The sequence below is a fragment of the Mesobacillus persicus genome, from assembly GCF_900109925.1.
Classification (GTDB): Bacteria; Bacillota; Bacilli; order Bacillales; family Cytobacillaceae; genus Mesobacillus_B; species Mesobacillus_B persicus.
Map to the genome: position 1 here is coordinate 1 of NZ_FOBW01000026.1, position 11,829 is coordinate 11,829.

Annotated in this window: 14 protein-coding genes and 11 tRNA genes; 1 reads left to right on the forward strand and 24 read right to left on the reverse strand. The window is 41.1% G+C overall.

Going from position 1 to position 11,829, the window contains the following annotated elements; genetic code table 11:
* Positions 1–46: 46 nt before the first annotated feature.
* The 12 genes from BMX30_RS21770 to BMX30_RS21825 form a co-directional block, all read right to left on the reverse strand.
* Positions 47–120 (reverse strand) — tRNA-Gly (locus tag BMX30_RS21770).
* A gap of 19 nt (positions 121–139) precedes the next feature.
* Positions 140–216: transfer RNA gene (locus tag BMX30_RS21775), tRNA-Pro, on the reverse strand.
* Between the two features lie 28 nt (positions 217–244).
* Positions 245–321: transfer RNA gene (locus BMX30_RS21780), tRNA-Arg, on the reverse strand.
* A 61-nt stretch (positions 322–382) separates the two neighbouring features.
* Positions 383–468 (reverse strand) — tRNA-Leu (locus tag BMX30_RS21785).
* 56 nt (positions 469–524) lie between these two features.
* A tRNA-Leu gene (locus BMX30_RS21790) sits at positions 525–609 on the reverse strand.
* A 67-nt stretch (positions 610–676) separates the two neighbouring features.
* Positions 677–752: transfer RNA gene (locus BMX30_RS21795), tRNA-Lys, on the reverse strand.
* 158 nt (positions 753–910) lie between these two features.
* Positions 911–985 (reverse strand) — tRNA-Gln (locus tag BMX30_RS21800).
* Positions 986–1,002: 17 nt separating this feature from the next.
* A tRNA-Asp gene (locus BMX30_RS21805) sits at positions 1,003–1,079 on the reverse strand.
* A 38-nt stretch (positions 1,080–1,117) separates the two neighbouring features.
* Positions 1,118–1,192: transfer RNA gene (locus tag BMX30_RS21810), tRNA-Glu, on the reverse strand.
* 9 nt (positions 1,193–1,201) lie between these two features.
* Positions 1,202–1,292 (reverse strand) — tRNA-Ser (locus BMX30_RS21815).
* Between the two features lie 5 nt (positions 1,293–1,297).
* Positions 1,298–1,373, reverse strand: a tRNA-Asn gene (locus BMX30_RS21820).
* A 132-nt stretch (positions 1,374–1,505) separates the two neighbouring features.
* A complete protein-coding gene (locus BMX30_RS21825) occupies positions 1,506–1,979 on the reverse strand; it encodes a SprT family protein (protein ID WP_090750314.1) in 474 nt (157 codons plus the stop codon).
* An 81-nt stretch (positions 1,980–2,060) separates the two neighbouring features.
* On the opposite strand from BMX30_RS21825, the gene cmpA reads away from it, so the two are divergent.
* Entirely contained in the window at positions 2,061–2,177 is a 117-nt protein-coding gene (gene cmpA / locus BMX30_RS21830; RefSeq protein ID WP_090750316.1) for a cortex morphogenetic protein CmpA, read from the forward strand.
* Between the two features lie 42 nt (positions 2,178–2,219).
* On the opposite strand, the gene BMX30_RS21835 is transcribed toward cmpA, so the two are convergent.
* The 12 genes from BMX30_RS21835 to alr all read right to left on the reverse strand — a co-directional run bounded on the left by BMX30_RS21835 (position 2,220) and on the right by alr (position 11,829).
* Positions 2,220–4,358, reverse strand: coding sequence for a Tex family protein (locus tag BMX30_RS21835; RefSeq protein ID WP_211482092.1), 2,139 nt, complete (start codon positions 4,356–4,358; stop codon positions 2,220–2,222).
* A 259-nt stretch (positions 4,359–4,617) separates the two neighbouring features.
* Positions 4,618–5,214 (reverse strand): PP2C family serine/threonine-protein phosphatase, encoded by a 597-nt coding sequence (locus BMX30_RS21840; RefSeq protein WP_090750320.1) that lies wholly within the window; start codon positions 5,212–5,214, stop codon positions 4,618–4,620.
* On the reverse strand, positions 5,211–6,005 hold the full coding sequence (gene sigB, locus BMX30_RS21845; protein ID WP_090750322.1) for an RNA polymerase sigma factor SigB: 795 nt from the start codon (positions 6,003–6,005) through the stop codon (positions 5,211–5,213). Before sigB ends, BMX30_RS21840 begins: the two co-directional genes overlap by 4 nt.
* Entirely contained in the window at positions 5,983–6,456 is a 474-nt protein-coding gene (gene rsbW / locus BMX30_RS21850; RefSeq protein WP_090750325.1) for an anti-sigma B factor RsbW, read from the reverse strand. Before rsbW ends, sigB begins: the two co-directional genes overlap by 23 nt.
* Positions 6,453–6,785 (reverse strand): anti-sigma factor antagonist, encoded by a 333-nt coding sequence (locus BMX30_RS21855; protein ID WP_090750327.1) that lies wholly within the window; start codon positions 6,783–6,785, stop codon positions 6,453–6,455. The genes rsbW and BMX30_RS21855 overlap by 4 nt, the downstream gene beginning before the upstream one ends.
* Before the next feature lie 57 nt (positions 6,786–6,842).
* Positions 6,843–7,853, reverse strand: a complete 1,011-nt coding sequence (locus tag BMX30_RS21860) for a PP2C family protein-serine/threonine phosphatase (RefSeq protein WP_090750329.1) — start codon at positions 7,851–7,853, stop codon at positions 6,843–6,845.
* 11 nt (positions 7,854–7,864) lie between these two features.
* Positions 7,865–8,266, reverse strand: coding sequence for an anti-sigma regulatory factor (locus BMX30_RS21865; RefSeq protein WP_090750331.1), 402 nt, complete (start codon positions 8,264–8,266; stop codon positions 7,865–7,867).
* A 3-nt stretch (positions 8,267–8,269) separates the two neighbouring features.
* Complete coding sequence (locus tag BMX30_RS21870; protein WP_090750332.1) at positions 8,270–8,626, reverse strand: STAS domain-containing protein; 357 nt, start codon at positions 8,624–8,626, stop codon at positions 8,270–8,272.
* Positions 8,623–9,456 carry an RsbT co-antagonist protein RsbRA gene (locus tag BMX30_RS21875; protein WP_090750334.1) on the reverse strand — a complete coding sequence of 278 codons (834 nt, stop codon included), beginning with the start codon at positions 9,454–9,456 and terminating at the stop codon, positions 8,623–8,625. Before BMX30_RS21875 ends, BMX30_RS21870 begins: the two co-directional genes overlap by 4 nt.
* Before the next feature lie 402 nt (positions 9,457–9,858).
* A complete protein-coding gene (gene ndoA / locus BMX30_RS21880) occupies positions 9,859–10,209 on the reverse strand; it encodes a type II toxin-antitoxin system endoribonuclease NdoA (protein WP_090750336.1) in 351 nt (116 codons plus the stop codon).
* Between the two features lie 4 nt (positions 10,210–10,213).
* A complete protein-coding gene (locus tag BMX30_RS21885) occupies positions 10,214–10,495 on the reverse strand; it encodes a CopG family ribbon-helix-helix protein (protein WP_090750376.1) in 282 nt (93 codons plus the stop codon).
* A 164-nt stretch (positions 10,496–10,659) separates the two neighbouring features.
* Positions 10,660–11,829, reverse strand: a complete 1,170-nt coding sequence (gene alr, locus BMX30_RS21890; protein WP_090750338.1) for an alanine racemase — start codon at positions 11,827–11,829, stop codon at positions 10,660–10,662.

An 11,829-nucleotide genomic window follows, 5' to 3' on the forward strand; every position in this document is an offset into this window, starting at 1 on the left:
ATATTGTTTGTTGACGCTTGTTTGTTTAGTTTTCAAAGAACAATTTTGGAGCGGGTGAAGGGAATCGAACCCTCATCATCAGCTTGGAAGGCTGAGGTTTTACCACTAAACTACACCCGCGTATTATATTATAATGAGATGGTCGGGAAGACAGGATTCGAACCTGCGACCCCTTGGTCCCAAACCAAGTGCTCTACCAAGCTGAGCTACTTCCCGTTGTTGATGATGTTAATCAGAATATAAATGGCGCGCCCGAAAGGAGTCGAACCCATAACCTTCTGATCCGTAGTCAGACGCTCTATCCAATTGAGCTACGGGCGCTTTATTTGAGAAGCAACTTTTATATAGTAACACAATCGATTTTTGTTGTCAACACTCTTTTTGGTGCGGCCGAGAGGACTTGAACCTCCACGGGGTTGCCCCCACTAGGCCCTCAACCTAGCGCGTCTGCCATTCCGCCACGACCGCTTAATTTTAAGTGAAAATCAAGTAATAACAACTTCCACTAAACAACAGACATATAATGGTGCGGGTGAAGGGAGTCGAACCCCCACGCCTTGCGGCGCTAGATCCTAAGTCTAGTGCGTCTGCCAATTCCGCCACACCCGCAAATGGATAATTGTTTTCGCTAGCGCGAAATATATAGAAAGTTATTTTCACTACCGTGAAAAAACTTTGGTGAGCCATGAAGGATTCGAACCTTCGACCCTCTGATTAAAAGTCAGATGCTCTACCAACTGAGCTAATGGCTCTAAATATTTATCTTACATAGCGCTCCTTTAATCGCACCACCGGTAGCGCATCTACGCTGCTCGAAACACCTTACGGTCTTTCTCGCAAGTTTCCAAAGAAGTTATCCAAAGGAGTGAGAAACTTGCTCTACCAACTGAGCTAATGGCTCTAAAAAAAATGGCTGGGCTAGCAGGGATCGAACCTACGAATGACGGAGTCAAAGTCCGTTGCCTTACCGCTTGGCTATAGCCCAAAATATTTTTTAAAAAATGGCGGTCCGGACGGGACTCGAACCCGCGACCTCCTGCGTGACAGGCAGGCATTCTAACCAACTGAACTACCGGACCATTTTTTAAACTCACTCCATAATAACTTACGCTATTATTGGTGACCCCTACGGGATTCGAACCCGTGTTACCGCCGTGAAAGGGCGGTGTCTTAACCGCTTGACCAAGGGGCCTAAACATTATGGCGGAGAAGGAGGGATTTGAACCCTCGCGCCGGTTGCCCGACCTACACCCTTAGCAGGGGCGCCTCTTCAGCCGCTTGAGTACTTCCCCATAAATGGCTCCGCAGGTAGGACTCGAACCTACGACCGTTCGGTTAACAGCCGAATGCTCTACCAACTGAGCTACTGCGGAATAATTTTTCAATCAGACAACCTCTGTTGTCGACTCTTTATATTATAGTGACCTGATTTCAAAAAGTCAACAGTGTTTTTTAGAAAAATAATTTCATATCGCTTAAGTCAGAGTTATCATTTTGCCATCCTATTAACTGTTTGTCAACTCTTTTACCAATTTTAATTTCCCTCTGCATTTTCCACATACATATCTCGATGTATTAATGGCTTTCTTTCGATGGTAGACTAAATGACAATTTGTACAATGATAAACTAATATTCTTTTTATTTGTCTACGTTGCTTCTGCTCTGGAAGCATTGAACAAAACCTAGGCGCTTTGACTTTAGACATTAGCTCACGGAAATCCCGGTCTCGATGCTGATACCCTTTCCCTTCAAGATGCAAATGATAATGGCAGAGCTCATGCCTAATAATCCCCTTTAATTCTTGTTCCCCTAGTTGCTCGAGGTATTTCTTATTGATTTCAATATTATGGGTATGGAGTAGATACCGCCCCCCAGTTGTGCGTAATCTCTGGTTAAAAGATGCTTGATGTCGGAAGGGCTTCCCAAAGTCTTCGAGAGATATTTTGACAACTAGCGCTTGCAGCTCTTCATTATTCATAAAATCACCTTCCAATTGTGAACATGACAACCTATTATAGCATATATTAACGATACCATTAACCAATCTGGAGGTATGTTTATGCCTGTTTGGTTTCAAAATCAAATGATGAGGGCTTTTTATCAGAAAGATCGCTATCAAATAAAACTGTTAAACCAATGCTGGTATTTCTATAGGAAAAAACAAGGGGATTTGTGAAAAACAAAAGTCTGCCCGATCCTTTTCGGGCAGACTTTTGCATCATTCTCCTGGTGGGAGCATTGTCAGTGCTACTCTTCCTTTTTTCATGTCAATATCGTCCACCCAAACGGTAACAACATCGCCAACAGACACGATGTCCAATGGGTGCTTTACAAATTTCCGACTTAGCTTTGAAATATGAACAAGCCCGTCCTGTTTTACCCCGATATCAACAAACGCACCAAAATCAACAACATTTCGGACTGTTCCTTGCAGTTCCATGCCTGATTTTAAATCTTCTAGCTTAAGAACATCCTTCTTCAGAAGAGGTGTAGGAAGTTCGTCCCGAGGGTCTCTTTCAGGTCTTACAAGCGCATCAATGATGTCTTTTAGTGTAAGCTCACCGATTTCCAGCTCGAGGGCGATTTTCTTTATATCAAGCTTCGAGAGCTGTTCCTTTAAATCCTGAGAACCAAGGTCAGTCGTTTTAAACCCAAGACTACCTAAAAGTTGCTTTACCTCCCCATAGCTCTCTGGATGAATTCCGGTACGATCAAGCGGTTCTTTCCCATCAATTACACGAAGGAAGCCGATTGCTTGTTCATATGTTTTTGCTCCAAGACGAGGAATCTTCTTTAATTGCGCCCTACTAGTAAACTTCCCTTCTTCTTCCCGCTTTTTTACGACGTTATTAGCCACTGTTTTAGATAAACCAGCGACGTATTGAAGCAGAGATGAGGAAGCTGTGTTGACGTTCACACCAACCTGGTTAACTGCAGTTTCAACCACAAAGGTCAATGACTCAGAAAGCTTCTTTTGGCTGACATCGTGCTGATATTGTCCAACACCAACCGATTTCGGATCGATTTTAACTAATTCTGCTAGCGGGTCCTGTAGCCTTCTCGCGATAGATACCGCACTTCTTTCCTCGACTTGAAAGTCAGGGAATTCTTCCCGAGCTAAATCTGAGGCCGAGTAAACACTCGCTCCTGCTTCGTTGACGATTAAATAGAAGATTTCTTCATCCATCTCCTTAAGGATATCCGAAACAAATTGTTCTGTTTCCCTTGAAGCCGTTCCGTTTCCTATCGCAACCATCTCAATATTAAACCCTTTTAAGATATCAATAAATTTTTTCCTTGCTTCTTGTGCTTTTGCGGCTGATAGATGAGGATAAATCACATCAATCTTCATTACCTTTCCAGTTTCATCAACAACCGCTAACTTACATCCTGTTCGATAAGCGGGATCCACTCCAAGAACCATTTTTCCTTTAAGAGGGGGTTGCAATAAGAGCTTACGCAGATTTTCTGAAAAAATATGTATCGCCTGTTCTTCGGCTCTTTCTGTTAGCTCATTTCTTATCTCCCGTTCAATGGAAGGCTGGATTAATCTTTTATACGCATCTGCGATTGCCTCGCCTACATTTTTAGCTGTGATTGATTGTGGATTTTTAACCCACTTCCTATTGAGGTAGTTCATCACTGCATCTGCTTCCATCCGAATCGCAACACGGAGAATTTCCTCTTTCTCCCCACGATTTAACGCTAGAATTCGGTGTGGGACAATTTTACTGATCGGCTCAGCATATTCGTAATACATCTCATAGACATTCTTCTCATCCTTTTCTTTGTCCTTAACCGCTGATTCAACCAACCCTCTCTTTAGAGTTTCAGTCCGTATCCATTTACGGCTACCAGCATCATCAGAGATCATCTCTGCGATTATATCTTGAGCACCGGAGATAGCTTCCTCCACACTCGTAACAGCTTTTTCTTCAGATAGATATTGCTGAGCCTCCTCTTCAAGACTAGCCTTAACAGGAAAAGACAACATCCACTGTGCCAGAGGCTCCAGTCCTTTTTCTTTCGCAACAGTCGCCTTCGTTCTCCGCTTCTGTTTATATGGACGATACAAATCTTCTACCTCTTGAAGCTTGTCTGCCTTTTCGATGCTCCCTCTTAAAACATCCGTTAGCTTACCTTGCTCACCGATTAGACGGATGACCTCTTCCTTCCTTTGTTCAAGGTTTTGTATGTATTGCCATCTTTCTATAACATCTCGGATTTGCACCTCATCTAGTGCTCCTGTTTGCTCTTTCCGATAACGAGCAATGAATGGCACTGTATTGCCTTCATTAATCATTGAAATAACATTTTGGACTTGTTTTACATTTAAAGACTGCTCACTAGCAATCATTTTCGTATATTTCTCTAGTTTATCTATTGTTTCATTCAAAAGTGACCATCCTCCATCATTAAATTAATCGTGTAAGGTTTATTACTCCTTATAAATTAAATCTATTCATTAGTTTATTCTACCAAAATTCAGCCCCTTATTCTAAAAGCAATTCAAAATATCGAATAATGTCTAAATTAGAAAGGCCTTAACCAAACGATTACACTGGCTTCACCTAATCCTTCACCAGCTCCTAGACACAAAAAAGAAGCCGCCTTAATTAGAGCAAGCTTCCTAGAATAAATGTTGCATCATCTATACCATCTATATTATTTCGTTTTATTTCATCAGCTATCGCTTCAGTGGATCGGTAGCCCTTCAACAGTGATTTAGCGCCCGATATATTATAGCCATCCGAATAGATGAGGAATTTCGATTCCGGTTCGTAGGTAAATCGTTGTGTGTGGAATGATTGTGGTCTTCCTGATAGATACCCAGTAACGGGAAGAGGATAAGTAAGTTTCCCTTCCGGCGAATAAAGGAAAAACCGAATGTTTCCTACACCACTGTAAACAAACTCATTTTTTTCAAAATAAAATTTAAGAACAGAAACAGCTGCACCTCTTTTTTGTAATAAAACCTTATTGCAACGGTCCATAAGCTGATCCAACTCTTCATGGTGATACTGTTCAACTACCGCTATAACGGCAGTAGAAGCTTCATTGGCGTATTTGCCACTACCTAAACCATCCGCGATTACACATATAAAATATTCTTCCGTGGCTTTATAAAAATAACTATCTCCGCATTCTGTATTACCAGCCTTTGTTGTCTGGTGCACGAACAACTCAAGCTTATCTCCAAGATTTTCTATCATGTAATACACTCCGAGTTATTATTCTCGGCGTTGATTGCCTCTTGAAGTTTCTTAATCGCTCGGCGTTGTATCCTAGAAACATGCATTTGAGAAATTCCAAGCTTATCACCAGCTTCTTTTTGACTTAAGTTCTCAAGATAAGTATAGTGAATAACTTGCCTTTCCCGGTCAGATAAGACATGAAGAACCTTTTCAAGCACAAGCCTTTGATTGATTTTCTCGTAGCCTACATCGATATTCCCGACAATATCCAGCAATGTGACGGTACCACCATCAGAATCAGCTTCTATGGAATGATCAACTGATAGAGCCTGATAGCTCTTTCCCATCTCCATGGCTTCAAGGACTTCTTCTTCCGAAACCTCAAGTTCCGTGGCAATTTCATCCACTCGTGGAGAACGATGCAATTCAGTAGTTAGCTGTTCCACCGTTACCTTTATTTTGGGGCCAAGCTCTTTTATTCTTCGCGGAACATGCACATCCCAAGTCTTATCTCTTAAAAAGCGTTTAATTTCACCAACGACTGTTGGAACCGCAAAGGCCTCAAAGCTTTTCCCGAAGGAGTCATCATATCTGCGTATAGCCCCAAGAAGGCCAATCATTCCTACCTGAAAAATATCTTCATGAAAAGACCGTCCCTTTGAATATTTCTTAGCAATGGTTTCTACCAAAGCTCGATAGTGGAGAACTAATTCATTTTGAGCTGCCTCATCTTCATTCTTCTGGAAGGCCTTTATTAGTTCGTTCACATTTATCTTAGGATTTTGATTAGGTTGAGATTGTTTTTGCATCGATCTCCACCCGCTCTCCTTCTCGGTACTTGGTCATGAAGACCGTGACGCCTTCCTTATGATGAATTCTAACCTCATCCATCAGCGTTTCAATTAGATACAGCCCCAAGCCTCCTTCTCGAAGGAATTCAATTGAATCATTCTGGTCATACGGACCAATTCCTTGACGGGCTGAATGGAAATCAAAGCTTTGGCCATTATCGGCAACCACTACCTCAAGCCTTTCTTTATAAAGACCGAAGCCGACGACAACTTCTCCTTTTTCATTCTTTTGATAGGCATGCTGTACTGCATTTGTACAAGCCTCACTAGTGGCTATTTTCAAATCTTCAATCTCATCGTATGAAAAGCCCATTCGACTTGCAATTCCAGATAGAGTAAGCCTAATGACACCGACAAACTCCGGCTTTGCCGGAATTTTCATTTCAATATAGTCATACGGCTTATTCATTTCACTTCACCCTCTATCTGACTATTTACATCAATAATATCAGCCAGTCCTGTTATCTCAAATAGCCTTTCCAAACGACCAGACAATCCGTTGATTTTAAACTGACCTCCATTTGCCTTCACATTTTTGAACACTCCTACAAAAACACCAAGCCCCGTACTATCCATGTAAGAAACGCCTGATAAGTTAATAACCATGTTTACACCGTTTTTTTCTGACAATGGAAATATCGTATCGCGCAGCTTAGGCGCTGTGTATGCATCAATTTCACCATTAACAGTTATTTCTAGTAAAATATCGGTCTCGTTTACATCTATTGATAAATTCATTTTAGACCCACCTTTTTACATTCGTTGCTAATCTTATTTACCCGCCTACATAAAGCGCTAAACATCTCTTTTTAAAATAATCAAGGTGAAATCATCCCTCAATTGAAAATGCTGAAGCTTTTCAAGGTCCTTAAAAACGTTATTTACAATATCCTGAGCACTCATGTGGATATATCTATTGATGTAACCAACTAACGTTTCTCGATCAATGAATCCTTCCTCTGTCCTACATTCGGTTACTCCATCAGACAGAAGAATAATCATATCCCCTGGTAAAATTACTTTTTTATAGTCATTGTATTTCGTCTTCTTTTCTACTCCTAGAAGCAGTCCTTTTGCATCTAGGTCAGTAAATTTGTTTTGGGATGAATTATAGTAAAAGCCCGGTTCATGTCCTGCGGATGCGAATGAAAGGATATTGGTTTCCGGATTGAACATGCCATAGAACATTGTAATAAACATGCTAGGGTCCACATTTTGCTCGACCGTTCTGTTTAAGCTTTCAAGGATGCTCCCTGGCCCCATCCTGTTTTCCGGTAAGCTGTCCATCGCATATTTGATCATGGACATACAAAGTGCTGCCGGAATACCCTTTCCAATAACATCTGCAATCGCTACACTTATACAGTTATTCTCATCCTGAACAAAGTGAAAGTAGTCCCCGTTCATATGCTTAGCTGGAACACTAATGGCCCCAATATCGATCCCGTCCACTTCAGGTATTTTTGTACCCAAAAGAGTCTGCTGAACGTTAGCAGCAATCTCAATCTCAGACCTCAGTTCCTTTTGTTTGTGCCTCAAACTCTGGTGCTCCCTATAAGCCAAACCATAACCAATCATTACTTCTAGGAGAATATCAAATGAGTTCAACACATCATCAGGAAGGTCAGGGTGCATCTGCATTAGTAAGCTTTTGTGGAGGCTGACAATTTCCTCAGGGGAGATTTTGTGCTCAATCGTCTTTCGACTAAACTTTTGACCTGCATAGAGGGCCTGTTCTGATTGTTCTTTTATATAATTCTCAAGAAGTTCCCGATACTTTGGTTCCATTACTTCTCGGAAATCCATGAATTCTCCTCCTAACGAAGCCACTTCGTTGCTATGATCTGTGTCCCATCCCCAGGGATAGACTCAATTGCAAATTGATCCATCAATCGTTTGACCCCAGGAAGCCCAGCACCTAGCCCACCAGAAGTTGAAAATCCATCTTCCATCACTTGGCGAATATCACTAATGCCAGGACCACTATCAATCGCACTGATTTTCACACCTGGTTTCCCATTCTCATATAATTTATCAATGCAAATTTGTCCCTTCCCTGCGTATAAATATATATTTCTTGCCAGTTCACTAATCGCCGTGGTTATTCTCGCTTGGTCTACCGTACCGAACCCAAGCTCTTTGGCTACATTGCGCCCAAGTTGCCTAGCAGCAACTATGTCCCATTCGTTAATGATCGTTACACAGGATTGGATAGTCATACATTATTCCCCCAATTCCTGTTGTAATTTCTCCAAACCTTTTTCTAAATCAATAGCCGTTAGGACATTTGTTAAGCCTATACCTAGCTCGATTAGAGTAATAGCAACAGCTGGCTGGATTCCTGTAATGACGACCTTTGCTCCCATTAGGTTGGACATATCAATAACATCACCTAATACCTTTGCAATAAAGGAATCAATGAAATCGATAGAAGTTAGGTCAATTACAACCCCATTTGCACCAGTTTCGTGTATTTTTTGGAGGAGATCTTCTTGAAATTGAAGAGCTGTTTGATCATCTAATTCCCATTGAATCGATACCAACAGACAGTTGTATAGCTTTAATATTGGTATTCTCACTTCGCAACCTCCACATTGACTATTTTACGATTGGTCAATTCAAGTGCTGCCTCTATACCCTTTTGTAGAGAGTTTTTGGTTGTGAACTGGTTTAAGTCAATTCCTAGACTAACAATCGTCTGTGCGATTTCCGGTCGAATTCCACAAAGCATACATTTTGCCCCAATCAGTCTGACCGCATCTGCAGCTTGAATAATATGATGGGCTACCATTGTATCAACAACAGGAACACCTGTTATATCAATTAACACAACCTCAGAACGGTGCTTAACCGCTCCCTTTAGTAGATTCTCCATAATTTGTTTTGCTCGTTCTGTGTCAATCGTTCCAACTAAAGGCATTACAGTGATTCGTTCGAAAACTGGAATTAGTGGAGCCGATAGCTCCTGAAGGGCAATTTTTTGAAGAGAAACGGTCTTTTCCCATGTTGCAGAATAAATATCAATAATTTCATTATTCATAGGCTGCATCCATTCGGAAAACTCCCGAAACAGATTTCTTTGATTCTCTTCAGTAATCACACCACTTTGTTCCATTCTATCAAGAACAATTACTCCAAATGTATGCAATCCCCTTGAGACAAATGTCAATGGCCATCCTAAGCGAACAACCTTCTCGGAGAATTCATTCAAGCGTGAGTTATAATCATCTTTTGAACCATTTAAATTTGAAATAACTAAATCTACAAATTCACGGCTCGTGCTATTAAAAACCTGGTCAGATACAACGCGTAAAACACGATCATCCGCCGCTTCCTTTGTTGTCCGAATCCATTCATCGAGAATATCTAATTTATGAGTCTCGATAAACTTAAAAATTAGCTTATTCATGTCTCTTCCCCCCATCCAAGCTTACAAGTTTTTTCTTTACCCTTATTAGCAAAAATCTAAACCCCTAAATTGAAAAAGTATTCGAAATTATACTTGATATATACCAATGTAAAGGTATATACATATAACGTCAAATATAAATTACTAGGGAATAGAGGTTCATAACCAATCTTAATTGTTGCTATTTTCGTTTCTCCCAAAATGAAAACCAACCACATGCCAGAACAATTCGTAGTTATATCTGCCCTACACTGCAGGTATTCTTTTCCACACCTATTTCGTGCTCCACGAACCATTCATGACGCACAAATTTTGCTTCCTCACACCATTTCGTGCTCCTTGAACCAATCAAAGGACTACTAAATAAAAAAACGCCCCCGGTAAGAGCGTTTTAAATGTCTATTAAAATTCAATAAGGCCTAAACTTACCTGAAGTGCTTCATCCACTTTATCCATCATTTCATCATCGAGATGGGTAATCTTATCGGTTAATCGTTGTTTATCAATTGTACGAATCTGCTCTAATAAAAGGACTGAATCACGTTCAAAGCCGTAACGTTTCGCATCAATTTCAACATGCGTTGGCAGCTTCGCTTTTTGGATTTGAGCGGTTATGGCTGCAACTATTACTGTGGGACTAAACCGATTCCCGATGTCGTTTTGAATGACAAGTACAGGGCGGACGCCGCCTTGCTCTGAACCAACAACTGGGGATAGGTCCGCAAAATATACGTCACCACGTTTGACAATCAACGGATTAGCCTCCGCTTACTAAACGTTCGACAGTGTGTTCTGCCTCGTATTCTGCCTGAAAGGCCTCAGATGCAATTGTCAGGTTGATCTTGGCCATTTCCATATACCCACGTCTCATCGATTCACGAATTTGTCTCTTTTTTCGGTCACGTAGATACATTTTCGTTGCTTGGTAAATGAATTCACTTCTGTTCACGTTTTCCTGTTTAGCAAAGCCATCCAATTCTAATAGTAAATTTTGCGGTAACCTCACCAGGATTTCAGTTGTTGCGCTGGATTCAGACACAAACATACACCTCCACCATCATCACTACATACCGTATCACGTTTTTTTCGTTTTTCTTTACCATTTTTAATATTAACATTAATTAAGCCAGATGCAAAGATGCATTGGCAATTCTATTGTATTATCCACCAAAAAAATATAGTTTTATGCACAGATTACCTTCATTAGTTATTTTTAGGTAGTAGTGCATTGTTTAAATCGATGATTTCTCCTCCCTTTTTGTAAAGCCTAGGTACCCTCGAAGAAATTAGACAGGGAATTTCATAGTTAATCGTATCTAGTTTGTCGGCGATCTCATCAATTGGAACCGCTGCATCTCCCTGCTTCCCAATAAGAGTGACGACAGTCCCCACCTCAACTTGATGAGGAAGCCTTACGATCGTTTGATCCATACAAATTCTTCCGATAATCGGTGACCGTATTCCATCAATCAATACTTCTTGATCCTGCAATCTACGAATCCAACCATCGGCATATCCAATTGGAATAGTACCCACCCATTCATCCTGTTCGGCTTCATAAGTACCACCGTAACTGATTTTCTCCCCTCTTTTTATAAGCTTAACCTGCGTAAGCTTTGAGTGGAGAGAAAACGCCTCTTCTAGCTTAATTGGTAGGTCTGCCTTTATTTCTTGAGATGGCGAGAGACCGTACATTACAATTCCCAGTCTTATGGCATTAAAATTTGCCTTTCCATAACGAAGCGCAGCTGCACTATTGCTCCCATGTACACAAGGGGGCCGTGAGCTGAGACTCGAAACCATTTCATCAAAGCGCTCAAGCTGATCTAAAAAGTAATGATTATCTAGTTCATCCGCCGTAGCGAAGTGTGTAAAGACACCTGCAAATACGAGCCGTGAATCTTTGTTGATTGCTTCTTCTATCTCTCTTAATTCTTCGATGTTCCTTACTCCTATCCGCCCCATCCCGGTGTCTACTTTAATATGGAGGGATAGATTAGCGTTTGCAGCGAGAAAGCTCTGTGCTTTTTCAATCCATTCCCGCTGAAACACCGTAAGAATAATATTATTCTTTGCAGCAATCGTAACATCCTCAGGCCTGCTTGCTCCGAGCACAAGTATTGGTGCATTGATCCCTTTCACTCTAAGAGAAAGTGCCTCATCCATAAAAGCTACTGCCAGCATCGACGCTCCTGCATTAAGGGCAGCCATAGCCGTTTGATAATCACCATGACCGTAAGCGTTAGCTTTTACTACCCCAATAATTGTCACTTCAGCAGGGAGTCTTTTTCTAACCGCTGCAACATTAGCCGTAATACAGTCAAGATCCACTTCTACCCAGGTATCCCGATAAAATAAACCATGTTCAATCAC